At 55.7% G+C, this 26,542-nt stretch carries 27 protein-coding genes; 18 read left to right on the top strand and 9 right to left on the bottom strand.

All coding sequences use genetic code 11. The features are described 5' to 3' along the window. Positions 1 to 84: 84 nt before the first annotated feature. From ispH to AY555_RS01785, 6 genes are read left to right on the top strand one after another with little or no spacing between them, the layout of a single operon-like run. Complete coding sequence (gene ispH / locus AY555_RS01810) at positions 85 to 1,032, top strand: 4-hydroxy-3-methylbut-2-enyl diphosphate reductase (RefSeq protein ID WP_066132651.1); 948 nt, start codon at positions 85 to 87, stop codon at positions 1,030 to 1,032. A gap of 18 nt (positions 1,033 to 1,050) precedes the next feature. Further along, on the top strand, positions 1,051 to 2,028 hold the full coding sequence (locus AY555_RS01805; RefSeq protein ID WP_066132648.1) for a homoserine kinase: 978 nt from the start codon (positions 1,051 to 1,053) through the stop codon (positions 2,026 to 2,028). Further along, positions 2,025 to 2,495 carry a ribonuclease HI gene (gene rnhA / locus AY555_RS01800; protein WP_066132644.1) on the top strand — a complete coding sequence of 157 codons (471 nt, stop codon included), beginning with the start codon at positions 2,025 to 2,027 and terminating at the stop codon, positions 2,493 to 2,495. Before AY555_RS01805 ends, rnhA begins: the two co-directional genes overlap by 4 nt. A 57-nt stretch (positions 2,496 to 2,552) precedes the next feature. Further along, a complete protein-coding gene (locus tag AY555_RS01795; protein ID WP_156483260.1) occupies positions 2,553 to 3,344 on the top strand; it encodes a hypothetical protein in 792 nt (263 codons plus the stop codon). A 5-nt stretch (positions 3,345 to 3,349) separates the two neighbouring features. Beyond that, entirely contained in the window at positions 3,350 to 4,174 is an 825-nt protein-coding gene (gene pyrF / locus AY555_RS01790; RefSeq protein ID WP_322099089.1) for an orotidine-5'-phosphate decarboxylase, read from the top strand. Beyond that, the gene (locus AY555_RS01785) at positions 4,171 to 4,842 is read left to right on the top strand and encodes a phosphoribosylanthranilate isomerase (protein ID WP_066132637.1); all 672 of its coding nucleotides are present in this window, start codon (positions 4,171 to 4,173) and stop codon (positions 4,840 to 4,842) included. The genes pyrF and AY555_RS01785 overlap by 4 nt, the downstream gene beginning before the upstream one ends. A gap of 27 nt (positions 4,843 to 4,869) precedes the next feature. Here AY555_RS01785 and AY555_RS01780 read toward each other — a convergent pair whose 3' ends face one another. Next, a complete protein-coding gene (locus tag AY555_RS01780) occupies positions 4,870 to 5,700 on the bottom strand; it encodes a ferritin-like domain-containing protein (protein WP_066132634.1) in 831 nt (276 codons plus the stop codon). A 312-nt stretch (positions 5,701 to 6,012) separates the two neighbouring features. Here AY555_RS01780 and AY555_RS01775 point away from each other — a divergent pair, with 312 nt between their 5' ends. Beyond that, complete coding sequence (locus AY555_RS01775) at positions 6,013 to 6,528, top strand: hypothetical protein (protein ID WP_066132631.1); 516 nt, start codon at positions 6,013 to 6,015, stop codon at positions 6,526 to 6,528. A gap of 23 nt (positions 6,529 to 6,551) precedes the next feature. Here AY555_RS01775 and gpt read toward each other — a convergent pair whose 3' ends face one another. After that, positions 6,552 to 7,043: a xanthine phosphoribosyltransferase gene (gene gpt / locus AY555_RS01770; protein WP_066132628.1), complete on the bottom strand. Its 492-nt coding sequence runs from the start codon at positions 7,041 to 7,043 to the stop codon at positions 6,552 to 6,554. A gap of 329 nt (positions 7,044 to 7,372) precedes the next feature. Between gpt and AY555_RS01765 the strand changes: the two genes are divergently transcribed. Together AY555_RS01765 and arcD are read left to right on the top strand one after the other, a co-directional pair. Further along, a complete protein-coding gene (locus tag AY555_RS01765; protein ID WP_245176937.1) occupies positions 7,373 to 8,782 on the top strand; it encodes an L-serine ammonia-lyase in 1,410 nt (469 codons plus the stop codon). A gap of 411 nt (positions 8,783 to 9,193) precedes the next feature. Next, a complete protein-coding gene (gene arcD / locus AY555_RS01760) occupies positions 9,194 to 10,678 on the top strand; it encodes an arginine-ornithine antiporter (RefSeq protein ID WP_245176936.1) in 1,485 nt (494 codons plus the stop codon). A 50-nt stretch (positions 10,679 to 10,728) separates the two neighbouring features. Here the strand turns inward: arcD and apbC are convergent, their stop codons facing one another. Next, positions 10,729 to 11,862 (bottom strand): iron-sulfur cluster carrier protein ApbC, encoded by a 1,134-nt coding sequence (gene apbC / locus AY555_RS01755; protein ID WP_082811798.1) that lies wholly within the window; start codon positions 11,860 to 11,862, stop codon positions 10,729 to 10,731. Between the two features lie 223 nt (positions 11,863 to 12,085). Here apbC and hflK point away from each other — a divergent pair, with 223 nt between their 5' ends. The 3 genes from hflK (at position 12,086) to AY555_RS01740 (ending at position 15,824) form a co-directional block, all read left to right on the top strand. After that, the gene (gene hflK, locus AY555_RS01750) at positions 12,086 to 13,234 is read left to right on the top strand and encodes an FtsH protease activity modulator HflK (RefSeq protein WP_066132622.1); all 1,149 of its coding nucleotides are present in this window, start codon (positions 12,086 to 12,088) and stop codon (positions 13,232 to 13,234) included. Next, positions 13,231 to 14,115, top strand: a complete 885-nt coding sequence (gene hflC / locus AY555_RS01745) for a protease modulator HflC (protein WP_066132618.1) — start codon at positions 13,231 to 13,233, stop codon at positions 14,113 to 14,115. Before hflK ends, hflC begins: the two co-directional genes overlap by 4 nt. 197 nt (positions 14,116 to 14,312) lie before the next feature. Next, positions 14,313 to 15,824, top strand: coding sequence for a DegQ family serine endoprotease (locus AY555_RS01740; protein ID WP_245176935.1), 1,512 nt, complete (start codon positions 14,313 to 14,315; stop codon positions 15,822 to 15,824). A 43-nt stretch (positions 15,825 to 15,867) separates the two neighbouring features. Here the strand turns inward: AY555_RS01740 and AY555_RS01735 are convergent, their stop codons facing one another. From AY555_RS01735 to AY555_RS01725, 3 genes are all read right to left on the bottom strand, one after another. Then, positions 15,868 to 16,944, bottom strand: a complete 1,077-nt coding sequence (locus AY555_RS01735; RefSeq protein WP_156483259.1) for a hypothetical protein — start codon at positions 16,942 to 16,944, stop codon at positions 15,868 to 15,870. A 246-nt stretch (positions 16,945 to 17,190) separates the two neighbouring features. Then, positions 17,191 to 18,144 (bottom strand): acetyl-CoA carboxylase carboxyltransferase subunit alpha, encoded by a 954-nt coding sequence (locus AY555_RS01730; protein WP_066132609.1) that lies wholly within the window; start codon positions 18,142 to 18,144, stop codon positions 17,191 to 17,193. A gap of 122 nt (positions 18,145 to 18,266) precedes the next feature. Continuing rightward, positions 18,267 to 19,133, bottom strand: a complete 867-nt coding sequence (locus AY555_RS01725; RefSeq protein WP_066132606.1) for a DUF4743 domain-containing protein — start codon at positions 19,131 to 19,133, stop codon at positions 18,267 to 18,269. Here AY555_RS01725 and AY555_RS11920 point away from each other — a divergent pair. From AY555_RS11920 to AY555_RS01700, 6 genes are all read left to right on the top strand, one after another. Next, positions 19,086 to 19,310, top strand: a complete 225-nt coding sequence (locus AY555_RS11920; protein WP_167798443.1) for a hypothetical protein — start codon at positions 19,086 to 19,088, stop codon at positions 19,308 to 19,310. The genes AY555_RS01725 and AY555_RS11920 overlap by 48 nt on opposite strands. Before the next feature lie 14 nt (positions 19,311 to 19,324). Then, positions 19,325 to 20,401, top strand: coding sequence for a hypothetical protein (locus AY555_RS01720; RefSeq protein ID WP_066132602.1), 1,077 nt, complete (start codon positions 19,325 to 19,327; stop codon positions 20,399 to 20,401). 93 nt (positions 20,402 to 20,494) lie between these two features. Next, positions 20,495 to 20,845, top strand: coding sequence for a hypothetical protein (locus AY555_RS01715; RefSeq protein WP_156483258.1), 351 nt, complete (start codon positions 20,495 to 20,497; stop codon positions 20,843 to 20,845). A gap of 50 nt (positions 20,846 to 20,895) precedes the next feature. Then, positions 20,896 to 21,648 (top strand): protein phosphatase CheZ, encoded by a 753-nt coding sequence (locus tag AY555_RS01710; RefSeq protein WP_082811797.1) that lies wholly within the window; start codon positions 20,896 to 20,898, stop codon positions 21,646 to 21,648. Between the two features lie 93 nt (positions 21,649 to 21,741). Next, the gene (gene rpmB / locus AY555_RS01705) at positions 21,742 to 22,026 is read left to right on the top strand and encodes a 50S ribosomal protein L28 (RefSeq protein ID WP_066132596.1); all 285 of its coding nucleotides are present in this window, start codon (positions 21,742 to 21,744) and stop codon (positions 22,024 to 22,026) included. A gap of 131 nt (positions 22,027 to 22,157) precedes the next feature. Continuing rightward, positions 22,158 to 22,682: a hypothetical protein gene (locus tag AY555_RS01700; protein ID WP_066132593.1), complete on the top strand. Its 525-nt coding sequence runs from the start codon at positions 22,158 to 22,160 to the stop codon at positions 22,680 to 22,682. A gap of 24 nt (positions 22,683 to 22,706) precedes the next feature. On the opposite strand, the gene AY555_RS01695 is transcribed toward AY555_RS01700, so the two are convergent. The 3 genes from AY555_RS01695 to AY555_RS01685 all read right to left on the bottom strand — a co-directional run bounded on the left by AY555_RS01695 (position 22,707) and on the right by AY555_RS01685 (position 26,472). Then, positions 22,707 to 24,620: a cobaltochelatase CobT-related protein gene (locus AY555_RS01695; protein WP_066132591.1), complete on the bottom strand. Its 1,914-nt coding sequence runs from the start codon at positions 24,618 to 24,620 to the stop codon at positions 22,707 to 22,709. A gap of 122 nt (positions 24,621 to 24,742) precedes the next feature. Beyond that, the gene (gene cobS, locus AY555_RS01690; protein WP_066132589.1) at positions 24,743 to 25,735 is read right to left on the bottom strand and encodes a cobaltochelatase subunit CobS; all 993 of its coding nucleotides are present in this window, start codon (positions 25,733 to 25,735) and stop codon (positions 24,743 to 24,745) included. An 80-nt stretch (positions 25,736 to 25,815) separates the two neighbouring features. Beyond that, positions 25,816 to 26,472, bottom strand: a complete 657-nt coding sequence (locus AY555_RS01685; protein ID WP_156483257.1) for a J domain-containing protein — start codon at positions 26,470 to 26,472, stop codon at positions 25,816 to 25,818. Positions 26,473 to 26,542: the final 70 nt, after the last annotated feature.

Genomic DNA, 26,542 nt, shown 5'->3' with positions numbered 1-26,542 from the left:
CTGTAGATCTGCTATCCACGCATGAACGTGTGTGCAGATCCACCATTGTCTGCCTCCCAACCCTGTTTTTCTGTGGAATGTCCTATGTCCAAGCCTCCTCTTGTGATTGCCCTGGCCGGACCACGTGGTTTCTGCGCCGGTGTTGACCGGGCGATTCAGATTGTCGAGCGGGCGCTGGAGAAATTCGGGGCTCCTGTTTATGTGCGTCATGAAATTGTCCATAATCGCTTTGTGGTTGAAAGCCTGAGGGCGCGTGGCGCTGTCTTTGTCGAGGAGCTGGACCAGTGTCCGGACAATCGCCCGGTTATTTTCTCGGCGCACGGTGTCCCCAAGAGTGTCCCAGAGGCTGCAAAAGCCCGCAGGATGACGTGGGTGGATGCAACCTGTCCCCTAGTCAGCAAGGTTCATAATGGGGCCGAGCGTCACGTGGCAGAGGGGCGTCAGGTCATCCTGATTGGTCACGCCGGCCATCCTGAAGTTATCGGTACCATGGGACAGGTTCCTGACGGCCAGATGCTGCTGGTTGAAACGGTGGAGCAGGCCGAGGCTGTGCAGCCCGGAACGCCGGAGCATCTGGCTTATGTTACCCAGACGACCCTGTCGGTTGACGAAACCGCCGATATCATTGCCGTTTTGCGTCGTCGTTTTCCGCTGATTTCTGCGCCGCACAAAGAAGATATCTGTTACGCCACGACCAATCGCCAAGCAGCGGTCAAGGCGATGGTCCGTGGATGTGACGCCGTTATGGTGATCGGGGCGCCGAATTCGTCCAATTCACGCCGCTTAGTGGAAGTAGCCCGCAAGGCCGGCTGTGAGCGTTCCTTGCTGGTGCAGTCTGCGGCAGAGATTGACTGGGTTGCCTTGGCGGGTGTGCGTCGTCTTGGGCTGACGGCTGGTGCTTCTGCACCGGAAATTCTGGTCGAGACTGTTATCGAGGCGTGTCGGGATCACTTTGATGTGACCCTAGAACATGTGTCGGTGACCGAGGAAAACATCGTGTTCCGCTTGCCCCGTATACTGGCAGCCGAATAGACGGAGAAATACAGAACAATGGCCGTTTATACCAAGGTCAGCGATTCCGAGTTGGCCGCGTTTGTCCGCTCTTATGATATCGGGGATGTCCAGTCTCTGGAGGGTATCGCAGAGGGGGTTGAGAATACCAATTTTCGTCTGGTGACCAGCGGCGGTACTTTTATCCTGACCTTGTACGAGAAACGGGTTGATCCGGGCTGTTTACCCTTCTTTCTTGGTTTGATGCGGCATTTGGCTGCGCGTGGTGTTCCTTGCCCCGTCCCGGTAGATAACAGACATGGCCAAGCGTTGGGCATGTTGTGTGGGCGTCCGGCGGCACTTGTTACGTTCTTGCAGGGGCATTGGCAGCGACGGGTCCTGCCTGTCCACATGGAACCACTGGGCATGGCGTTGGCCACGATGCACTGTGGGGCTGCCGATTTTACCATGACCCGCCCCAATGATTTGTCCCTGCAGGGGTGGCATACCCTGTACAGGGCCTGTTCTGATCGCGCCCACGAGGTTGAGCCGGGCCTAGCTGATGAACTTGCGGCGGAGCTTGCTGTTCTTGATGATGCGTGGCCTTCCGGGCTTCCCTCCGGGATCATTCACGCCGACCTGTTTCCTGATAATGTGTTTTTTCAGGATGGCCACCTTTCCGGGCTTATTGATTTCTACTTCGCCTGCAATGACATGCTGGCTTATGACGTCGCTGTTTGCCTTAATGCTTGGTGTTTTGATGAGAGAGCTGGCTTCAGTGCCGAACGTGCCCGTCTCTTCCTTTCTGGTTACCACAGTGTGCGTCCTCTGCAGCCGGCAGAGCTTGACAGCCTGCCCCTGTTGGCTCGCGGTGCGGCACTGCGTTTTCTCCTGACCCGCCTTTATGACTGGTTGTACACAGATCCGGATGCTCTTGTGACCAAGAAAGACCCGCTTGAGTACCTGCGCAGGCTGCGTTTCCACCGTACGGCTGCCGGGATTTCCGCGTATGGATTGACGCCGGGGGAGCTGGTATGAGCCAGACACGGGATGATTCGGATCGCGTTGAAATTTTTACAGACGGGGCTTGTTCCGGGAATCCGGGACCAGGCGGATGGGGGGCCATTTTGCGCTGGAAAGGGCACGAAAAAGAGATTTGCGGGGGGGAAAGCGAAACCACCAACAACAGGATGGAGCTGACCTCTGTAATCGAGGCGCTTAAGACCTTGCGACGTCCGATGGTGGTAGATGTCTATACAGACAGCACATATGTCCAGAAGGGCATGACCGAATGGCTGCAGGGATGGAAAAGGAAGCAGTGGAAGACAGCTGACAACAAGCCAGTCAAAAATGCAGACTTGTGGCAGCTTCTTGATGTGCAGGCCAGTCGCCATGAGGTACGATGGCACTGGGTCAAGGGGCATGCCGGCCACCCGGACAATGAAAGGGCAGATTGCCTTGCCCGGTCCGGCATCCCGCAATCAACCCGCCAAGCTATGGATTGATTGCCTTTCAGTGGCGGTGGCAACAGTTCCGGTTGTGGTGATGTACAGGGGAATGCCGTGTCGGACCAGAACAAGGACAAAAAGCTGAGACTGGGTGTCGGCGGGCCGGAAATGATCGTGCACGCCGAGGAAATTGGTAAAGTTGCAAAGAAGCTGGCGGAATCACGGGGCGTTGACAAGCTGGTTGCTGAAACTGAGCTGTTTGTCAAAGGTCAGGTCGCCCGTATGGAGATTACCTGCTCCAGCTGTGCCCGGCGTATGGTCCAAGATGCATCTGCCGAGGCCTTGAGGGCCGAGCCTATCGAGCGTCCCGCGTGGGACCGTCGTGCTGATTTTCTTCTACGTTTGATTGTTGCCTTCTATCCACATGGCGTTGCCAATGAGGTCAAGGATCACTCCCTGGTTCTGCCCCGGCACTGTTTGGTGCGCCTAGGGGGGTTCTGGCGTGATGTTTTGGGGACATTTCCCTATTCGGACCTGAATTCAGATGCCAGCCGCCTGATGACGCGTTTTCCCTCGGCCCGGGATAGCGAGCTGCGGTCCTTGATGTTTTCCCACCCGCCCTCGCGGCTTTTGCTGATGAAGCTGCTTACGCGTCTTTTGGCTATTTTCCAGGATGCCCCGGCCTTGCGTTCCCACTTTATTCCCGCTCTTGCGTATGACAAGTGGCCCAATATTTTCAAGCCGACGGAGAAGCATTTTTCGGCGATATGCTCGGGTTTGTTCGGTGACTTCATGCTACAACTCCAGAGGCCCCGGCAGGGGGATGATATGGAGCAGTGGTTTGGGCGCGGGGCAACAGGGCGGCTTCTGGACTTGCTGGAGATGACGATCAGCCCCGGCGGCTAAGCTGTTTGTATTCCGTTCTTGCCGAGTCTGGTGGTGGTGCTATAACCATCGGCAGCTTAGCCTTGGACAGGATACCTGCCATGTTTCCGGCCAACCAATTGTTTGTTGCCTTGGATACGGTTGACCATGCCCGTGCCACGCAGCTGGCTTCTGCCGTCAAGGGACTGGCGGGAGGGATCAAGCTTGGTCTTGAGTATTATTCCGCCCATGGGCCCGATGGTGTGCGCTCTGTCCAGGAGGTATCGGGGGGCTTGCCGCTTTTCCTTGATCTCAAGTTCCACGATATCCCCAACACGGTTGCCGGTGCTGTCCGTGCCGCGTGTCAGCTCTCCCCTTTTTGTATGACGTTGCACGCCGGGGGAGGACGCGACATGATGCGCGCCGCAGTGGATGCCGTGCATGAGGAAGCGGGGCGGCGTGGCATTGTCAGGCCACGGCTGTTTGCTGTGACTGTCCTGACCAGCATGAATGCTGCAGATCTGGCTGAAGTTGGTCTGCTGCGCGTGCCTCTAGACCAGGTGCGGCACTTGGTCTCTCTGGCCCGTGATTGCCTTATGGACGGGGTTGTGTGCTCGGCTTACGAGGCTGATCTTGTTCGTTCTGCCTGTGGGCCTGATTTTACAATTGTCGTGCCGGGCATCCGGCCACTGTGGGCTGGATCCGGTGATCAGAAGCGTGTTGCAACCCCGGCAGAAGCACGGGAAGCGGGCGCGGATTATCTTGTTGTCGGTCGTCCCGTAACCACGGCACAGGATCCTTCACAGGCCGTTCGTCGTATACTGGAGGAGCTGTCCGATCCAGCTCTCTCCCAGCAAGGAGATTATGTGTGAGCCAGCCGGTACTCATTAAGATTTGTGGCCTGACCGACGAGGATTCGGTTGAAACGGCGGCGGGGGCCGGTGCTGACTTTCTTGGCTTTGTCTTTTGTCCTGCCAGCCCCCGTAATGTCAGTCCTGAACGTGCGGCAGAGCTTCTAGCCGGCGTACCGTCCGAGATCCGTGATGAACTTCGCATTGTAGGCTTGTTCGTTGATCCATCTGATGCGGACATTGATGCGGTGTATCGCCATGTCAGGCTGGATGTCATTCAGCTCCATGGAGCCGAGAGCCCCGAGCGGGTCGAGGAACTCCGGCTGGAGTATGGCTCGGAAGTGATCAAGGCGATTGGTGTTGCCAGTGCCGCCGATCTGGATGCTGCAAAGCCTTATGATGGTATTGCTGACTGGTTGCTGTTTGATGCTCGTCCTCCGCAAGGAGCATCTTGCCCTGGAGGAAATGGCCTCGCATTTCCGTGGTCTGTCATGCGAGGTTGGTCCGGCCAGAGTCCTTGGCTTCTGGCTGGCGGCCTGACCCCTGACAATGTAGCAGCAGCAATGGCAGAAAGTGGTGCTGTTGGTGTCGATGTGTCTTCTGGCGTTGAACGTGCGCTAGGGGTGAAAGACCCAGAACGTATTGCTCGCTTCATTATTGCGGCCTTGGATGCGGGTGAGGGAGAGTAGTCTCCCTCACCCTTTCAGGTCTTCGGATCAGGCGACCTGACGCTTCAACTCGGCATCGAGCTTCTTGGCCCGTCGTGAGATGAAAGACCACATGATCTTGCCGACAGCCGCCCCGACCAATCCACCGGGTCTAATGCCAGCGGCCTTCAGGACCATGTTGGAAGCGCGTTCCACATGCAACGGCCTGTAGAAGCTGAAGGCTCGGGCACCATAGGCAAGGCTGGCCTGGGCACGGTCATAGGGTGTGTCGGCTGGCGCATTGGCGGCATGCCATGCAAAGGACAGCTCGTCATCCTCGCTTTCGCGGATTCGTCCCATGGCAACCAGAAGGCGTCGCCATGTGGGGATTTGTTCCTTGTTCAAGTAATCCTGCAGTGCGGTGTAAAACAGCTTGTAGTGACGGAACTCATCGCCTGCAATCCGGTTGCAGATGTACTGCAGGACAGGTTCTTCGGTTCCGTCGCGCAGGGCGGAGTAGTAGGAGCTGGTACCCGTCTCTACGATGCAGCGTGCAATCAGCTCGCCTGTCAGTGAGCCGCGTATGCTTTCTCCTGTTTCCAGATTGATCCGGTATCCATCCCGGAACCTCTGGAATGCAGATTTGTAGTCGAAAGTCGGGTCTGCACGTTCAGCCCAGAGCCCCAACGCATCACCGTGCTGCACTTCCTCCTCCTGCCATTCATCGGCTAGGGACTGGAAGGATGGATCTGCATGGAAAACGTTTTTCAGATATGTGGTGTAGTCAGCAGCATTTCGTTCGACCAAGGCTGCTGCCTTCACCAGCTTGGTTACCTCAGGATCAACCTTGGAGGGGTCAAACTGGCTCCAAGGAATATCGTCCAATGTCCATGTCTTCATTGCGCTGTTTGTATCTCCATTTACACCGACAGTAACTGTTCCCGTCAAAAAAGAAAGGGAGCCAGTTACCCGCGCATTATCCAAGATCTTATACCTTTTGTAGTGATAGCCATGAAAAATACAAGGATATGTGTTCAGAACGGTTGCGTCGGCTTTCCAAGGTGCACCTTGTCACGGAGAATTCTCACCCCTGGATTGTTGATTTGGCAGCGGAGATATCGTCGTTTTGTGACTGTCTATCCGCCCGGGCATTGCGTGCATGTGTCGGGTCGGGAATAATTCACGGGGTAATAGCTAGGGTTATCGGGAAGCATGAATACGTCCAGTCAGAACAGGGCTCCTGAGAATGATACCCCTCCCGAGGAATGGCAGGCAAAGGTCGCTGGCGCCAATATCAGCCAGCAGACCCTTCTGGCGACAGATTATCTTAATCATTTCAATGAAATAGTCATGCTGATGGATATCTTGGCAGATATGCCGGAGCTTTTGGAAGAATGCCTGCAGTGGACGCCAAAGAGTTATCAGGAACACTTTCGCGATAGCAGCTTTTCCGACAAGGAACTTGCGATTGAGGCATATAATCATGTGCCCGCTCGTTACAAGCGCCCGTTTGAGGATACTATTGCCCAGATGGATTCGATCGTTCAGCAATCGCTGGAGCGCGTTGCCGAGGCGGTAAAGCTGCAGGACCAAGAGATCGTAAGGGCGAGGGCAAAGGCAGGCTCAACGGCGTTGCAGCGCCTGATTGACGTTGCTAGCTCTATCATTCACGGCAGGGACGCTGCAATGGATCAATCCCAGATTGATGAAATCTTTCGTCAACTCTGAGAAATACCTACAACCAGCTCTTTTCAGGGAGTCCGTTTTGCCAATGGCTCATTTGGCATCAGCTCGGCATCCCACGGAAACAGGAGCCACATATCCTGGGGGACAGCCACAGCGTACGTATCAACGCAAGGTTCTCCATGGGGTTTTGCATAGACGGTTGCCATGTGGCCCTGCGGCAGGATCGCTTTGGCCTTGCGAGCTGTGACGCCTGAATCAACCAAGTCATCAATAATCAACCATCCTTCACCGTCCCCGACTACATCTTTCTGAACGGTCTTTGCTACCCGGATCTCTCCTTGGGTGCGATCATCATAGGAAATGATACACAGGCAGTCGACCAGTCTCAGGTCAAGCTCGCGGGCAATGATGGAAGAGGGAATCAGTCCCCCCCGGGTTATAGCCACAATGCCTTTCCAGTCTTTATGTCCCATCAATTTGTGCGCCAGAAGGCGCGTGTCACGGTGGAAAAGCTCCCACGCGATGGGCAAGTAGCGGTTTGCTGAATAGTCCTGCATGGCGCACGTTTCCATGAATACAATTTTTCAAAGACTTATCCCGATCCATGGGCATAGATACGCCCAAGGGGTAGGGTGATTTTTGTATCCCATGATTTTCTGTCTGCGTCACATGTAAATTTTCTTGCCATGCGTGGTTCTTTGTTACCGTATTCTCGATGAAATATTATTGTTGGACATACGTAATTTCTATGCTCTCATTATCTGTTGAGACTGTCTTTGTTACCCTTTTACCGGGTTCGTGTGCCCTGCGAAGGCAGGCTTGGCTTGCGGGTATATGTCCGGATCGGATCCCGCTTGGGGGGCACAGTTAACATGTTTACTGTTGGATGAATGAAAAGATGGCTGCGGAATCGCCAACAAATCTGAGTGTGTGTGATCTTTATACCATTGGTGTTGGTCCCTCCAGCTCGCATACGGTTGGGCCAATGCGGGCAGGATACCGTTTTGTGCAGTCTCTGATACAGCAAGATATTCTGGACGCTGTTGCATCGGTAACGGCCGAGCTTTACGGGTCATTGGCCCTGACCGGCAAGGGGCATGCAACCGATACAGCGGTTTTGGTCGGGTTATCGGGGGAACAGCCTGAAACTGTTGATCCCGATGCGATCCCGACGATTGTTGCCGGTATTGAGCATGAAGGAACGCTCCGTTTGGGAGGAAAGCGGACGATTCCTTTTGCAGTATCCAAAGACCTTGTCTGGCGGTTTGATGATGTCCTCCCGGGTCATCCCAATGGGCTGCGCTTTACAGCCCGCAATGCTGGCGGCGAGGTCGTGTGCACGCGCGACTATTATTCGGTCGGAGGCGGCTTTGTTGTGACTGAGGGGGAGAGTGAGGCTGCCCTGACCCTGGGGCGCAATGTCTTTCAGCCTTATCCCTATAACTCGGCTGCAGAGCTGGTTGCGATCTGTAACAGGGACAATCTTTCAGTTGCCCAGGTCATGATGGCCAACGAGCAGGTGTGGCGCCCCGAAAGTGAGACCCATGCTTTTCTGGATCGTGTCCGTGATTCCATGATGCAGTGCATTGACCGGGGGATTTCACAGACAGGTGTTTTACCGGGGGGGCTAAAGGTCCGTCGCCGTGCCAATGATTTGTTTCGTGAGCTGACCGGAAGGCCCGAGGCTGCGATGAAGGACCCTCTGACGGTCCTGGACTGGGTCAATCTCTATGCTTTGGCCGTCAATGAGGAAAACGCAGCCGGCAGCCGGGTTGTCACGGCACCAACCAATGGTGCTTCAGGGGTGATACCGGCTGTGCTGGCATACTATGAACGGTTCTGCCCGGGGGCAACGCGGGATGGCAGCCGGACATTCCTGATGACAGCGGCTGCGATTGGCGCCTTGTACAAGACGCGTGCCTCGATTTCTGCGGCCGAGGTTGGCTGTCAGGGAGAGGTCGGCGTCGCCTGCTCGATGGCAGCAGGGGCGTTAACGGCTGTTCTGGGCGGTACGCCGGATCAGGTTGAGAACGCAGCCGAGATTGGCATGGAGCACAATCTCGGCCTGACATGTGATCCTGTGGGGGGCTTGGTGCAGGTTCCCTGTATCGAGCGCAACACGATGGGGGCTGTTAAGGCAATCAACGCTGCGCGTCTGGCATTGCGCGGCGATGGCCAGCACTTGGTGTCATTGGACAAGGTCATCGAGACCATGCGCCAGACCGGCCTTGATATGCAGAGCAAGTATAAGGAAACCTCGCAGGGTGGGTTGGCTGTCAATGTGGTTGCGTGTTAGTCCCGTGTCCTGAGACGCTCTTTAATGAATCGGTATGAGCCCGCAAGACTTCCATGTGGCGGTTTTGTGGGCTTTTGCTGGCACCTAGGCCACAGCGAATCCAGCTTTTGGACAGTGATGCTTCTCTGACATTATGTTCCATGAACTGATCATTTTGATATATATGCCTTACATAAAGTATATTTCTTGCCAAAATATGGCATATATACGTTCATTCTACTACAAAATGTATATGCAGATCCCTGTTGGCTGTGTTATCGCTCCTTTCCATAAGAAGGACGTTTATGGAGGCCTGCTTTCGGCTCGTCCGGCGTCATTTTGATGGCGTTTCCTGATCCAACAGGGCTGTGAAGCGCGTTTTTGTGGATCATCTCCTTGTATTGAAAAGATTTTGCAGTGAGGGACACAGAGATGACAAAACAGGCCGGTGTTTTGAACCCCGGAGATCTGGAGATGGTTGTGCAGGAAACAGCGCCGTCCCGTGGTGGGTTGCGTCTTGGGGCTCTGACAGCCTTGGTCGTTGGTTCGATGATTGGCGGCGGTATTTTTGCGTTGCCGCAGAACACGGCTAGCAGTGCTGCGCCTGGTGCCATGCTGATTGGCTGGACAATCAGCGCCTTGGGCATGCTTGCCCTTGCTTGGGTTTTCCGTCTTCTTGCAGATCGCAGAGCTGACTTGGACGGGGGCATCTATGCCTATGCCAAGGCCGGGTTTGGTAACTATGTTGGTTTCTTGTCAGCTTGGGGGTACTGGATCAGCGCTTGGATCGGGACAACCAGCTACCTTGTTTTGTTGCTCAGTACGCTGGGGTATTTCCTTCCTGTTTTTGGGGATGGTAACACCCTGTGGGCTGTGATTGCAGCCTCTGCACTGCTTTGGACCGTGCATGCCATGGTGCTGCGCGGCATTACCGGTGCCGTTCTTGCCAACCAGGTTGCAACGGTTGCCAAGGTTATCCCCTTGATCCTGTTTGTCATCATTTCTGCCACGGCCTTCCAGATGGATATCTTTACAGCGGATATCTGGGGTGCTGGCAGCACGGATCTGGGCAGTGTTATGGACCAAGTTCGTAATATGATGCTGATTACGGTCTGGGTTTTTATCGGCATCGAAGGGGCTGGTGTCTACTCGGCCCGTGCCCGGCGGCGTTCCGATGTCGGCAAGGCGACGGTTCTGGGGTTCCTTGGGGTTATGGTCTTGCTGGTTTCTGTCAATGTGCTGTCTATGGGCATCATGTCCAGAGCGGAACTGGCGGGACTCAAGGATCCTTCCATGGCATATGTTCTGGAGAGTGTTGTCGGTCCTTGGGGAGCCGTTCTGGTCAGTGCCGGACTGGTGATTTCCCTGCTGGGCGGATTGCTGGCTTGGATGCTGTTGTGTACCGAGATTTTGTTCTCGGCATCAAAGGGCATGAGTATGCCGGCTTTCTTGCGTCAGGAGAATGCAAACCGGGTTCCTGCCAAGGCCCTGTTCTTGTCCAATGCCATGATCCAGATTTTTCTGGTCCTGACTCTGTTCAATGAATCAACGTATCTAGCCTTGGCCTCCCTTGGCACCTCCATGATTCTGGTGCCTTATCTGTTGTCTGCTGTTTTTGCCTTGCGCTGCGGTATGCGCGGTGAGTTGTACGGACACGGTATTGCTGGTCGCCGGCGTGCGATGTGTGTGACAGGCTTGGCTGCCCTGTATAGTCTTTGGCTGCTGTATGCTGCCGGTGTTGACTATCTGCTTTTGTCTGCTCTTCTGTATACGCCGGGCATTGTCCTTTATGTGCAGGCCAGAAGAGAGCTGTGTGAACCGGTCTTCAGGCGTCGGGAGGGTGTGCTCTTTTCTCTTCTGTTGGCCGGTGCTGTTGTTGCGGGGTGGATGCTTTACGCCGGTTATCTCAGTCTCTGAGTTGGCCATTCGAGTACGCCCCCATCTAGAAAAAGACGGGGGCAGCTGTTTCAGGATGTCAGGTACCGCAGGAAATGCCGCCATCCTTTTTTATCATGCGTTTCCTGTCTTGGTTGCCCATGGCCTGTGTCTGTGATCAGGCCCAGTTTTGTAGCGACTTTGGACGCGATGTCCATATATGCACGGGCATGAGGTCCATTGGGTGACGATACAACGCTTGGTCTGCCACTGTCTGCATCTTGGCGAATGGTGGCAGCCAAGGGAACTTCGCCCAGAAAATCCACACCCATCTCTTTTGCTGTTTGTCGTGCCCCGCCGTGGTCAAACACGTCTTCGCGATGTCCGCATTGCGTACAGATGTGATAGCTCATGTTTTCGACAATACCGAGAATGGGGACCTCGACCTTGTTGAACATACCCAGCCCCTTGCGGGCATCAAGCAGGGCAAGATCCTGAGGGGTGGAGACGATCACAGCACCTGACAGTTCGAGCTTCTGGCTGATAGTGAGCTGCGTACCCCCCGTGCCCGGTGGCATGTCGATCACCATGATATCAATATCATTCCATTGGGTATCACGCAGCATCTGCTCCAAGGCTCCCATAACCATGGGGCCACGCCAGACGAGGGGGCTATCTTCTTCCACCATGAAGCCAATCGACATGATTTTCAGGCCCATGCTTTCTGCGGGGATCAGGCCCTTGTCATCACTGTTCAGGCGTTGTCCTCGCAAACCGGTCAGGCAGGGGATGCTTGGGCCATAGATGTCAGCGTCAAACAGGGCGACAGAAAGTCCCAGCTGCCTCAGCGCCAAGGCAAGGTTCACGGCTGTTGTCGATTTGCCAACACCACCCTTTCCCGATGCAACCGCGACAATTTTCTTTATTCCCGGCATAGGAATATAGCCCTGCACTTTCGGTCTGCTTTTCTTTTCCGGGTTGGTATGGGCGGTCAGTACGACAGTGGCTGCTTCAACGCCGGGCAGGCCGGCGATGACCGTTTCCGCTGTCTGCCGTAAGGGTTCCAGTGATGAGCCCATTCCAGGTGGAACAACCAATGTGACCACGACATTCTGATTGGTGATAGTGATGCTTTCAACCCATCCTGCCGAGACGGGATCCCCGGCTTCGGGGTGGGAAACCGTGCGCAGTGCATCGGTGATATGGTTCTTGTCGGGGGCCAGCATTCCTGAAAACTCCGTGTCTACTCTGGTATTGCAGATGTTCGGTGCATTGCGTGGTACAGCTTCATGACCTATAAGGCTTGCACGGACTTTGTTCCGTACGGTTCCCGGGGCGGCGGGTAAGTGCTTCGGTGCCGGTTTTGCTTTTGTGACTGTAGCGGATCGTACACCATGTCCGGTGCACCATAGCGGCAGATCCGATGTCATTCGAGAAGGAATTGTGGTAATGGCCTCTAACAATCAGGGCGGCCCATGGGGCGGAAGTGGCCCCGGTGGTGGTAACGGGGGAAACAATCCCTGGGGGCGGCGTGGGCCCCGTGGTGGGAATCAGCCACCGGACATTGATGACTTGCTTCGTCAGGGCCAAGATCACCTGCGTCGTATGCTTCCCGGGGGTTTTGGTTCAGGACGCGGGACCGTTCTTGTCGTTCTTGCCGTTCTTGCGGCGTGGATGCTGACCGGTTTGTATCGGGTCAATCCTGATGAGCAGGGTGTGGAGTTGTTGTTCGGGCGTTATGTCAAGACAACGGGGCCCGGCCTGAACTACTGGTTCCCGGCTCCGCTGGGTGAGGTTGTTACCCCGCGTGTCACAGAGACCCGCCAGATCAGCATTGGCTCCCGCGAGAGCGCACGGTCTATTCTGGCACCCCGTGATACAGCGCGCGGAGAGTTGGCTGCTGCAACCAGCCAGATGTTGACCGGCGACCAGAACATCATCGATCTGGACTTTATTGTTCAGTGGCGTATTCGTGAAGCGGGCGAGTTTCTGTTCAACATCCGCGATCCCGAGCAGACTGTGCGGGCTGCGGCTGAGAGCGCCATGCGTGAGGTCGTGGGACAGACCCCGCTGGAGACAGCCATGACAACCGGACGCGCCGAGATACAGAGCCGTTCGCGTGAGCTGTTGCAGAGTATTCTTGACAGCTATCATGCTGGCATCACGATTCTGGATGTGAAGCTCCAGAAGGCAGATCCGCCGCAGGATGTGATTGATGCCTTTAACGATGTCCAGCGTGCGCGCCAGGACAAGGAGCGTCTGCAGAACGAAGCTCAAGCCTACAAGAACGATATTATCCCGCGTGCCAAGGGGGAGGCGGAGCGTATGCAGCAGGAGGCTTCTGCCTACAGGGATCGTGTTGTCAAGGATGCCGAAGGTGAGTCTGCACGGTTCCTTTCCGTTTATGAAACGTACCGCAATGCCCGTACGGTCACGACGGAGCGTTTGTATCTGGAAGCCATGCAGGATGTCCTGAAAAACTCTGACAAGATTCTGCTGGGCCATGGAAATGCTGCCGGGTCTGGTGTTGTGCCCTATTTGCCATTGCCGGAGCTGAAGCGTACCGAGCGCGCAGCCGGACAGGAGAAAGCCCGATGAACAACGGAAAACTTGTGCTTGGTGGTGTGGCAGCATTTGTGTTGCTGCTGCTGGTTTCCGGGGCTTTGTTTACTGTGCGTCAGACCCAGCAGGCTATTGTGCTGCAGTTCGGCAATCCGGTCCGGGTTATTCAGGAACCTGGTCTGCATGCCAAGATTCCGTTTGCCCAGAATGTGATCCTTTATGAGAACAGGGTGCTGGAACTTGACCCACCGACCCAGGAACTGCCCCTGATCGACCAGAAGCGGATTATCGTTGATACCTATGCCCGCTACCGTATCGTCAACCCACTGGAGTTCTATAAGACAGTGCGGACCGAGAGTGGTTTGCGTGATCGTCTGGGCGGGATTCTGAATGCAGCTGTGCGTGATGAGCTTGGCGAGTCTGATCTTGCCGATCTTTTGACACAAAAGCGTGGTGACGTGATGCGGCGGATCACCCGTGCGGTGCAGGTTCGTGCCCCGGAATTTGGTATCGAGATTGTGGACGTCCGCATTGGTCGTACGGATTTGCCCCAGCAGACATCCCAGTCTGTTTTTAACCGGATGCGATCCGACCGTGTAGCCCAAGCTGCTCAGTTACGGGCTGAGGGGGAGGAGTTGAAGGCCAAGATCCAGGCTGAGGCCGACCGCGAACGGACAGTTCTTCTGGCAGAAGCCCGCCGCGTTTCGGAGGTTCTGCGTGGTGAGGGCGATGGAGAGCGGAATCGTATTTTGGGTGATGCCTATGGCCGTGATCCCGAGTTTTTCCGGTTCTACCGGTCCATGGAGGCGTATCGCAATGCTCTTGGCAATGGTGGGACTGCGATGGTCCTGAGTCCTGATTCCGAGTTCCTGAAGTACTTTGATCGGTCTGCCCCGGCGGGTAGTTCTGTCCGTTAGTCTTGATTGCGAAGGGAAGGGTCGGTCACGCCGGCCCTTCTCGGTCGAGACGGCTTCTCATGCTTTGCTCTTTGTGTGGTGTTTGGGCTCTGGTTTGAGAAAGCAGGAAAATCGGGCGTATGGTGTCCGGGAAACTTTTGTTATGTTTCGCAGAAGATCCTGATTCCCGGCAGGATACTGCGTCAATGGAGGTTCTCGTGACTTTTGGGCCTTCCCTTAAAGCAAGGCAGCTGGTTCCCATGTGGTTCCGGTGCACACGCGTTCTGTCTTTTCTGGTCTTGTCTGCCGCTTTTCTTGCATTGCCGTCCGGTTTTACTGGCTTGGCCTCGGCACGGAGTGCAACGACCAGCGTGGCTGACCTTGCCGAGCGGTTGTTGCCGGCGGTTGTCAATATTTCAACATCGCAGACCCTTTCAGCAGAGCGTATGCCAGATCTGCCGCAGTTCCCACCAGGCTCTCCGTTCGAGGATTTCTTCAAGGAATTTTTTGAACGTGGTGCGCCCGGGAATCCTCATGGTGGGCGCAGGGCGACATCACTTGGTTCCGGGTTCATCATTGATCCTGATGGCTATATCGTGACGAACAACCACGTTATTCAGGATGCTGACGAAATAACCATTATTCTGTCTGACGAGACGGCTTTGAAGGCAAAGCTGGTTGGTCGCGACAGTAAGGTTGATATTGCGTTGCTGAAGGTTGATGCCAAGCGCAAATTGCCCCACGTTGAATTTGGTGATTCCGACAAGGCCAGAGTTGGGGAAGAGGTTATTGCCATCGGTAATCCCCTTGGCTTGGGTGGCTCTGTTACAACCGGTATTATTTCGGCCAAGACGCGGGATATCAACTTCGGACCCTATGACAGCTTCATACAAACAGATGCAGCCATCAACAAGGGCAATTCCGGGGGGCCCCTGTTCAACATGGATGGCCAAGTAATTGGGGTCAATACCTCCATCTATTCACCTTCAGGGGGGAATATTGGTATTGCCTTTGCGGCCCCGTCCAATTTATTGCGTCAGGTTCTGGATGATATTCGCAAGTATGGTCGTACCCGGCGCGGATGGTTGGGTGTCCGTATACAGAGTGTTACAGACGAAATTGCCGAGAGTATCGGGTTGAAGAAAGCGTACGGTGCCCTTGTCGCTTCGGCCGAGGCGGGGAGCCCTGCCGAAAGTGCAGGTATCCAGTCCGGCGACGTTATTATCGAGTGGAACGGCAAGGAAGTGAAAGAGATGCGTCGCTTGCCGGTGATGGTTGCAGAAACGGAGATCAACCAGAGTGTCCCCGTTGTCGTCTGGCGTAATGGCGAGCGGGTGAAGATCAAGGTCAAGGTTGGCGAACTGAAGGATGATGAGCCATTGCCTGTGGCAGGGGCAGAAGAGGGAGTCGGTGCCGCTGATCAGGGGGCCATTGTTCAAAGTCTCGGGTTCTCGTTGTTGCCCTTGGGGCAGGCAGAAAAGAAACGCTATAACATTCCTGATGATGCCAAGGGGATGATCGTTGCTGATGTCTTGCCTTCCGGTGCTGCAGCAGAGAAGGGGATTCGCCCCGGTGATGTCCTTGTCGAAGTCAACCAGAGTGCGGTTGCCTCTGTTGCCGAGGTAGAGGAGCAGGTCAAGAAGGTACGCGAGAAGGCAAGGAAGTCTGTTCTTCTTTTGTTCCAAAACGCATCAGGCATGCGTTTTGTTGCCTTGCCAATAACCGGTTAATCTTTACTAGGTTCCCTGTAGGTCGGTCGTTCTATCATCCGGCCTACAGGTCTCCTTTCCACGCGCTGTCGTGGGTTGGAACCCGTTCCAGAAGTCCGTTCTTGACCAAGCGGCGCTGGATAACGCGCCCTTCGCCCTGTGGAGGTGTATCGTCTGATTCCGATGCTGTGCGGGAGAACGCGATCTCGATGCTGCCTAGGTCTTGGCTGACCCAGTTGGCTTGGAGTGATCCGTCTTTCTTTGCCCCGTCAGGGCCTGTGCTCAGCTCGATACGTAGACGTGCATTGTTGGCATCAACCAACGTGAAGACAGCGCCCTTCTTTCCATCTTGCGCATCACGTTCGTTGCGTGTTGCCTTGGTCGGCATGGAAAGATCAGCTTGCGGGGCTTTCATCCGGACGATCAGGTTTTCCAGTCTCTCGCGGATATACAGGGCTTCCTCTGATCGGGCACCATCAAACATCTGCTCCATGACTTTGGCAACCAGTGTGCCGTCTGGGCCTGTCGAGCGCAGGATTTCTGCCGACATACGCGTCTTTAGAAGGCCATCTAGGCGTTCCTCTACCAAGCGTCCAGCCCCCGGTGTGGCGTGGGTAAAAAATCCTCCCAGTGCTTGGGCCAGCTTGGTTTTTTGCGCATCATCGCCCGTGTTCCCGGTTCCCGTATCCTGCTCTGCAACGGATTTCTCTATGGCTTGTGCTTCCGGGGAGTTGATACCAGATAGAATATCAACCCATCCCTTGGCTTCGCCGGTTCGGTCCTTGTCTGTGATCTCATTCTTTTGATCGATGAAGGACTGTCCGTTCAGAACAGCGCGCTTCAGGGCCCGTAATGCTTTTGAGTCCAAGGTCTCTGTAACCCATGCCAACTTTCCGACAGGCGGTACATCGACATCTTGCCCAAGCAGTTTCCCGATAGCACTGCGCGAGAGTGCCACTTCGGATGCATTGCCAAAGCGGGACGACATGTTCTGACCGGGGGTTCCGGCACCTTCTAGGGCAGCCTGGTTTCGGGCCGCTGCCAGAAGGCGTGCCGAAGCGCCAATGCCCTGACCATAGAGAGCCAGAAGATTACCCGTCTGAATGGGGCCAAGCAGGCCGGAGAGCATAGAAGGTTTCATGAACGTAGACCTGTTTTCTTCAAGGCATCCGGTCCGGTAAGGCCCTGTGGGCTACCGGTTCTCTGGCCATCAGCAGCAATATTCATGCCTGGAAGAAATTGGTCCTGCTAACAGTGGGATAGAGATGTCTCCGTTATCCCTTGTCGGCAAGGATTGCCGCCCGGTGGGCAGTTCTGTGCCGTGGAAAGCGAAACAGGGCCGCCCGGAGGCAGCCCTGTCGTACTGGTTTTGGCCCAATGTAGGCGTTCAATCCAGCCCTTGGCGTCCCATCTGGATAAATTTGTCGCGACGCTTTTGACGCAGAACCCCCGGTTCCATGGTGATCAGTCCTGTGAGGTGGCGTTCTATAGCCTCTCCGACAGCCTCGATAGCCGAGCGTGGCATACGGTGCGCCCCGCCCAAGGGTTCGGGGATAATTTCATCGACAAGACCCATCCGGTGAAGGTCTTGAGCCGTCAGGCGCATGGATTCAGCAGCGGCCTGTGCCTGATCGCCTGATCGCCACAGAATTCCGGCGCATCCTTCTGGTGAGATAACAGAGTAGATGGAATGCTCCAGCATGAGGATCGTGTTCGCCGCCGCCAAGGCGATTGCGCCGCCGGATCCCCCTTCCCCTATCACGACGGAAATCAGGGGAACCCGGATATCCAAGCATGTTTCCACGGAGCGGGCAATGGCTTCAGCCTGTCCTCTTTCCTCGGCATCTAGGCCGGGGAAAGCGCCTGCGGTATCGACCAGCGTCAGGACCGGAAGGCCAAAGCGATCGGCCATCTGCATCAGACGCCGGGCTTTCCGGTATCCTTCCGGTCGGGCCATACCAAAGTTGTGGCGCATCCGTGTTTCGCCATCGTGCCCTTTTTCTTGGCCCATGACCATGACAGAGCGCCCGCGGAACCGTCCGATGCCGCCAATGATGGCTTCGTCCTCTCCAAATTGGCGATCCCCGGCCAAGGGCTGGAAATCTTCGATAAGTGCACGGAGATAGTCCACAAAATGGGGCCGCTCAGGATGACGGGCAACCTGTGTCTTCTGCCATGGGGTCAGGCGTGCGTACGTCTCACGCAGCCGTTTCTCGACCTTGTTTTGCAGGCGGGCGACCTCTTCGGCGATATTGAGACCTTCTCCGTCACCCATGTGACGAAGATCCTCTATTTTACCTTCCAGTTCAGCGACTGGTTTTTCGAAATCCAGAAAGTTCATGGATCCGCACTACACTGCCTTCAGAAAATGGAGCCTACGTCTAGCACAGGGTTCCCGGGGCGGCGACGGGAAAATGCATGTCCTGCGCCGAAACATGCCCGGACCCACCACGCTGTTGCTGTTTACGGGGCACTCAGGGGTGCACGCAATCCTCTGACCAGGCTTTCGTAATCTGGTTCTTTCTCGGGATCTAGAAGCCCATGACGCAGGGCAAAATCAAGAATGACCAAGGCGACATTGAATTTGGCATCCTGACTGCGGCGTACCTGCTCGATCAATTCCTCTGCGGGAATCAGCTCGAATCGCTCGACCTCGCCATCTGTGTTGCGCGGCACAAATGATGCGGGGAGTTCCAGATCGAAACAGAACAGGGTATCGCGGCGAATGCCCCATGCATTGTCCATCATATACGACACGGTACCAACTGGTCGGGCTGCAGCTGCAATATCTGCGGACATGCCGGCTTCCTCGGCCGCTTCCTTGCGCAGGTTTTCCAATAGGCTCAGGCTGGCTGGTTGTCCGCCGGCAATCATGCTGTCGAGTTTACCCGGGTCCAGTGTCTTGCTGGCAGAGCGAATGCCAGTCCAGATCATGATACGACCATCGGGTTGGCGGACATACCCATTGACGTGGATACCCCATGCCAGAAGCCCCAGCATAGCAACATATCCCCTGTCGATTTGCATCAGGTCCGGATTATGGAATGCTGTGCGGACGGCATACAGTTCGTGGCGGCTCCGGGGGGCTTTTCCCTGTGCTGTCAATGTGTCTAAAACCTGCGCAGCAGCTTGTGTTCGTTGTGCCGGTGTCTTGTGCGTGGCGGCGATTCTGACCGTGTCAGATGTAACGGTGAAGATATCCGGAAAAGCGGACAAAGCCTCTGCGTGGTCATGCCTCACCATGCCAACCGGGTGTCCGGCAACGCTGAGGGGACGATAGAGATGAGGCGTCCAGGCGTTACAACGTTTGATGTGGTCCTGGAAAGTCATGAACGGGTTCCGGTTGCCAGAGAGTTCCCCCAATCAGAAAAGGAAGGCTGGATTTTTGCAAGATTGTTGTGTGACGTTTCTGTGTTTGCCCTGCGTGCAAGGATCAATCACGATGGCGTGACAAGCTCTTTCCTTTTGTCCCATTATGGGCATCGGTTTGCTGCATCCTGCTCTTGATCGGGAGTTTCTCCATGATGGCCCTTGTCATTGTTTTTTGCCTTGCAGGCTTGCTGACCTCGTTGTGGTTGGGCGGGGCTGTCCTCTATATAGGCTCCCTTGTCGGATGGGACAGCCTGATGCTTTTGCCGCCATCGGACATGGCTGTTCTTGTTGCGGGTACTTTTGGTCCGGTTGTTGCCCTGTGGCTACTGGTTGGCTTCATCAACATGGCGGCTTCCGGACATCGGCAGGAGCATGTTCTCAATACGCTGGCCCAGCAATCCCGTCATACCTCCGATCATGTCGAGGCCCAGGTGCGCACCCTTCTGCAAATGCAGGCTGACAGCCGTCGCCGGGCAGCCGTGGAGGGGATGGAGCTGGCACTGCGTGACCTGAATGCGCATGCGTCGCTTTTGGCAGAGCGGCTGGGCATGGTCAGTACCGCTGAGGCAGAAACGCTGTGGGGGCGCACGGTGTCCGGTGATGTGTGGGCCTTTGCCCAGGCCTTTCTTGTGCGCGCCGCTGCTTACCCCGAGTTTGCCGGTATGTTGGCTGAGCGTGCTCTGGGGGATCCTGTATCCGTTCAGGCCCTGCACTGTTTTATCCGCCGCTGCGAAGCCTTGCGGCACGAGGTTCAGCAGCATGACCTCCACCCGCTGTTCGGGCAGGTTATTGAGGAGGGGCCTCTTGCTCGCCTTCATACCCTGTTTCTGGATCTTGCGGACCGTATCGAAATTTTGCGCGATGTTCGGGCTGGATCTGCGGACTCTTCCTCTTCGATGGTTGAGGACGTGGTGCGCCAGAAGGCTTCATCTTCGTTGGGTGATGATTCTTTGTTGCTGGAACAGACGGATTTTGGTGATGAGAATAATCCGTCTGTTTCCGAGCCTGAACCTGCTTATGGCGCGGGCTCCCGGGCCACTGTGTCGCCTCGCGCATCGGGCCTGGATCGTCTCCATGATGCCTTGGCCCGTATGGGGGGTGGAGGGGCTTATTCGCCGAGTACCCCCGGAGACGGGGCTGCGGGGGTTGCTGAGCGGTCCGTGCAGGGTGAGAAAGGTATCCCTTCTCGTGAAGGGCAGCACTCGGCGTCAGACGCGGTTGTATGATTCTGGTATAGCTATGGACGGAGCAGAGGGCCCTCGTGTCCGGTTTTGTGACAGGTCCCCATCCGTATAAAGGCAAGGGTATTGGGAACATTCTTGGAAAAGATGTGGGCCTTGTTTTCCCGCCAGCCATCGGGCAGGAAGCAGCGGCGCAAAGGCAGGGCTGGCGTTGCGGCCACCCGGGTGGGTGTTCCTGCCTCGACCGATTCTGAACCTCAAGGTGTTGCTGGTGGGATTGAAAATACCCAAGGTGGCTCCGGGGAGGTCCCAAAGGAGTATCCCATGACTCCGGAGCGCGCAGAACTTATCCGGCAGGCAAAGGATATTCTGCAGGCCAAGCAAAAAATGATCGAGTCCCTTCCAGAGCCACAGCGCCACAAACTGGCTCTTCTGGCTCATTTGATGTTGTCCATACAAAGCCGGCAGGACAAAAGCGAAAAATCCTAGCCTGCCTGTTTGTGGAATATCCGCTACTATGTCCTGTCAGAAGTTGACGTATGAACGGACGGGCAGAGCGGATGGGCAAAGGTCCTGTAACCGAGGCCGATCTCCTGAAGCGGGAGTTGCGAGGCCTTTTCGAACACATAAAGCGTATGCGCCTTGAAATCGCGTCGATTCGTCGTCCTGGGTCCACGGACGAGGATGACCACTTCGCCAAGATGTCTGACGAACTTGATGCTATTGTTAATGCGACAGAAACAGCCACAGACAGTATCATGAGTGGTGTCGAGGAGCTTGACGATCTGTTGACTGGTCTCAGAAAGCGCGTTGCAGGCGACAGCGAAGCCGTTGAAATTCTTGACCGTGTGCCAGCCCTGACCGCCAATATCTTTGAAGCCTGTTCTTTTCAGGATATTACGGGACAACGAATCAGCAAGGTTGTCCGCTCGCTTCAGTTTATAGAGGAGCGGGTTAATGCCCTGATCAATATGTGGGGTTCCGATTCGCTGGCTGATGCTGATGTCGATGACAAGCCCATTGATTTTGAGAAATCACTGCTCAATGGTCCCCAATTGCAGGGCAAAGGGGTCAGCCAGAAAGATGTCGATGCCATGTTGGGTGGGGGCGCTGCGCAGGCACCAAAACCCCCTGCGGCTCCTCCGCAACCCCCTGCAAAAGCAGAGCCTGCACCTCCTGCGGCAAAGGCACCTCCCAAGCCCCCGGCTGCACCTCCGAAACCATCATCGTCTGGCGATGATGGTGCGGGGAATGGAATGGGGCAGGGAGATATAGATAATTTGTTCGGCTGACGATACATCTTGACGAAAGCCGGGTGTATGGCTAATAACCCTCCCTCCTGCTTTCCGTTCAGGCCTGAAGAAGACAAGAAAAGGATACGAACCATGGCTCGTCGTTGCATTGTTACCGGCAAAGGCGTTCAGACCGGCAACAACGTCAGCCACGCCAACAACAAGACCCGTCGTCGCTGGCTGCCAAACCTCCAGGAAACAGCCCTGGTGTCCGAGGCACTGGGCGAGTCGGTTGCGATCCGCGTCTCTGTCCATGGACTTCGGACAATCGAGCATCGCGGCGGCATTGATGCTTATCTGCTTGGCATGGCCAACACCAAACTTCCGACTGACCTGCGTCGTTTGAAGAAGCGTATTCAGGCTGTCAAAGCCGCCTGATACCGACCTTCTTCAGGATCCATGTTTGATGTAGAAAGCCCGGCTGTTCATAAGTCGGGCTTTCTGGCTTTTTAAATCCTTCTTCATTTCCCGAGGGTATGCTGAGAAGCGTGTCTCCACGGGGGGTGCCGGTGTATAGCCTTTCTGAGTCGCCGTTCTTTGCTGATGGGGCCGTCTGGTCTGCCGAGGGGCAGTATGTCGAGGAAAAGGGCATTGTTCTGCCCGCGCATGGGTCGTGGCGTGTCCGTCATCGTCGCTTGAGGCAAAGAGATCAATCTGCGGATGATGAAACTCTGGATGCGCCGGGTCTTTCCTCTTCTCGTTTGGTTTGGTACATCGAGGCGGATCTTAGATTGATCACTGCCCAAGGCGACTTTGGAGCTATGCGCGGGGTTATCTCGGTTGATCCCCCTACAGAAAAGCGTCCGCGTGATGCGTGGTGGGAATGGTCCAGTCCCGGCATCGGGACATTGGGTGGCCGTTATACCCGCGTTGGTGACACCATTATCAGCCAAGGAGCAACAGATGATGGTGTGCACGTTCTGACCGAGTGCTTCCTGATATCAGAGTCTGGTGCAGTCGGGATTGTACGCGGTGTTTTATCCCGGGACGGGGATACAATCGCGTCGTGGGGGTTGACTCTGAGCCTTGAGTAAGATGCTGGGCTTACTGTATCCCATTCAGGGTCTTCGCCGTTTTCCGGCGTTGTGACTCCGCTCTCCCTGTTGAGAGGTGTCAAACAGGGCTGAAACTTGCTTCAGTACGGCCCCTCCAAGCTCTTCTGCATCCATAAGGGTTATGGCGCGGCGATAGTAGCGGGTAACATCGTGCCCAATGCCAATGGCGAGCAGGTCAACCGGGCTACGGCTCTCGATCCAGGTGATGACGCTGCGGAGGTGCTGTTCCAGATAGGTTCCGGGATTTGCAGACAGGGTGGAGTCATCAACGGGAGCGCCATCTGATATAACCATCAAAATACGGCGTTGTTCCGGGCGGCCAATAAGTCTCTGATGGGCCCATAGAAGAGCCTCGCCGTCGATATTTTCCTTCAGAATTCCTTCCTTCAGCATCAGGCCAAGATTACGGCGTGCCCGCCTCCATGGTGTATCGGCGCTTTTGTAGATGATATGGCGTATATCATTCAGGCGTCCGGGATTGGCTGGTTTGCCGTCTTGCGTCCACGCTTCGCGTGCTTTCCCGCCTTTCCATTGGCTGGTTGTGAAGCCCAGAATCTCCACTTTGACACCACAGCGTTCCAATGTTCTGGCCAGAATGTCAGCGCTCATGGCGGCAACCGTGATCGGGCGTCCGCGCATAGAGCCGGAATTGTCAATCAGCAAGGTTACAATGGTGTCACGGAACGCGGCGTCACGTTCCTGCTTGTACGACAGCGACAGCGCTGGGTTGGCAACAACGCGGGCCAAGCGGGCTGAGTCAAGGATACCTTCTTCCAGATCAAAGTCCCATTCCCGCAGCTGCTGTGCCATCAGCCGCCGTTGCAGACGATTGGCCAGGCGCGCTACAACCCCGCGCAGGTGATTCAATTGCTGGTCCAGTTGGAAGCGAAGACGGGCCAGTTCCTCGGGGTCGCACAGTTCATCGGCACTGCGGATCTGGTCGAACTCTGTCGTATAGACGTGGTATTTTTCGTCTGCAGGTCTATTGTGCCCCGGCCCCGGTGGATGTGTCTGTGATGGCGCAGGCATCTCTTCCTCAAGCAGAGATGCTCCGGAACTTTCCGTTTCTGTATCCTGCTCTGCGGGGGTTGTATCCCCGGTTTCTAGGCTGTCGCTGGACTGATCACCTGTGTCTTCTGCCGTGGAATCCGGGTTTTGTGCATCTGCCCCTTGGTCAGCGGAGGACTGCTGGTTTTTGTCCTGCGTGTCAGGTTCAAGAGATGCCCCTTCTTCTTGATCCCTGTTGTCGTCTGCTTCAATACCAAGATCATCCAGAAGTTTGCGTATAGTGGCTGCATACTGCTTCTGGTCTGTCAGGTTGTTTTTGAGAGCATCCAGCCATTTTTCTAGGGAACCGAGAGATTCTGTACAGAGATCGAGGATGTACTGTTCCGATGTACCGGAGGGAACAATACCAAGATGGCGGTGGAGGGCTGCGTGCACCAGATCAGCCATTGCAATGCTTCCAGGATCAGTCACAGAGCAAAGCTCTTCGGCACTGAGCCGGGCTTCTGTTGCTGCGGCCAGATTCAGGGCTGTTCCGGGCAGGCGTGTGGCGCCAAGAGCCTCGACCCGTGCCTGTTCTAGGGCATTGTAAACAGACCGGGCATCCTGTCCCTGTGGCATCCGTCTTGCGTGTACGGATGGATCATGATGGCGCAACTTTAGGGCAATGGCATCGGCAATACCGCGCAGCTTGGCTCTGTTGTTAGGGTTGTCTGATGCCGGGGAAGAGGGGAGTGGCAGGCGGACCTGGTCATGAAAGATCCCTGCTGCAGGTGTGATGCCAGGTGCATTGACCGGAGCATAGCTGACCAGAAGTTCGGATCGCCCGCTCAGGGCGCGTACACAGGCTGCTGTTGCACGCTTCAGGGTCTCGACGGGGGTTTCCTGGCCATCAAGAGGTTTATTTGACATGCGGGCCCGGTGGTCCCCTCCTGCCGAAGTCGGCGCGGGAGGGTGTGGGCGAGGTGGCGGTTCAGTCATCAGGCAATCTCGACGCACGACAGGAGGGAGGACCCGTTTGATTCTGTTTATTTTCAGGGCTGGGGTACAACAGCGCGAAGGGCCGAGGACGGCAGCTCTTCGCCAAAGCAGCGCTGATAGTATTCCGCCACGACAGGCCGTTCCGCTTCATCACACCTGTTCAGGAATGTGACGCGGAATGCATAGGGTATACTATTGAATATGCAAGCATTCTCTGCCCACGTCAGAACCGAGCGCGGGCTCATAACGGTTGATATATCCCCAGCCATGAAGCCGGCCCGTGTCAGGTCGGCAACGGAAACCATTTGGGATATGGTTCTGCGTCCGGTCGTGCTGTCATATTCCGGCATTCTGGATACCATGATTGCCACTTCGGCATCGTGTTCCAGGTAGTTCAGGGTTGCGACGATATTCCAGCGGTCCATCTGTCCTTGGTTAATCTGCTGGGTTCCGTGATAGAGACCCGTGGTATCCCCCAAGCCGATGGTGTTGGCCGTTGCAAAAAGGCGGAAGGCCTTGTGGGGGCGGATGACCCGGTTCTGATCCAGCAGGGTCAGCTTGCCTTCCACCTCCAGTATTCTCTGGATGACGAACATGACATCCGGACGGCCGGCATCGTATTCATCAAAAACTAGGGCACAGGGATGTTGCAGGGCCCACGGCAGGAGACCTTCGCGGAATTCGGTGACCTGTTTGCCGTCACGCAGCACAATGGCGTCTTTTCCGATCAAATCAATGCGGCTGACGTGGCTGTCTAGGTTGATCCGAATGCATGGCCAGTTCAGCCGGGCGGCCACCTGTTCAATGTGGGTTGATTTCCCGGTGCCATGATACCCTTGGATCATGACTCGCCTGTTGTGGCGAAATCCGGCCAGTATGGCCAACGTTGTATCGTGGTCAAAGCGGTATCCCTGATCCAGGTCGGGAACGTGGTCGGAGGGTGTGCTGAAGGCCGGAACCTGCATGTCACTGTCAATACCGAAGACCTCACGGACAGACAGTGTCCGGTCGGGAAGATCGGGCAGGGGGGCCTTGGAAAGATCCATCGGGGAAGGTCTCCGGTCACATGGCGTTATAAGAGGGGATAAGAAGGTGTGGGAACAAGGACAAGGGTAGGAGAGTAGTCCTATCCCGGAGCCTTGAGTCCAGCGAGAAGGGTATGATAGGCATCATTAATGGTCTTGAAGCGTTCCTCGGCGTCTGGGTCATCATGATTAAGGTCCGGGTGATGTTCCTTGACCAGTGCCCGATAACGAGTACGCAGTTCATTGATGTCAAGCGGAAGGTGCAGGCCCAGAGTCTCCAAGGCTTTTCTTTCTTCTGGATTGTCAGGCTGTGTTTTGTGGCTGTTTCTGTGCCACCGGCCTCGCCCCGCTTCGGCTTCGTCCCGTTCAGGATCAAAGAAACCAAAATGGTCGCGGAAACGCGTGGCGCCGCTGCGATCTGCTCCTCCCCCTAGGGTTCCAAGCTTCCAGGTTGGCCTTTGCCACGTGTAATCCTTGCGGATTTCATCCTCCAGCTCCTGGGGGCTCATATTTTCATAGTAATTCCATTGGCGATTGTAGCTGCGAACATGGTCCAAGCACAACCAGATATAATCTGTCAGCCCACGGTCGCGCGGCGCCCGATACTCTCCCTGCTGCGAGCAACCGGGCATCGCGCAGGCATGCGTCTCCGGGCCGCTTGCAGTGCGTGTGCGGCCAAAAGGGTCAAACGGATCAGGGGCGCCCGGGGCCCCGTTTTCGGGCTTTCTGTTACGCATGCAACCACTATAGACAGCCATTTTCCTTTCAGGCAAGCTGCAGGCCGTGGTCCATGCCGGAAGGTTGACTTTCGTTTGCCATTCAGCCAGT

Origin of the sequence: Haematospirillum jordaniae (genome assembly GCF_001611975.1) — a bacterium.
In the GTDB taxonomy this organism is placed as follows: Bacteria; Pseudomonadota; Alphaproteobacteria; order Rhodospirillales; family Rhodospirillaceae; genus Haematospirillum; species Haematospirillum jordaniae.
The sequence above is the reverse complement of the archived record's forward strand: the minus strand, read 5'-3'. Positions and strand labels throughout refer to the sequence as shown.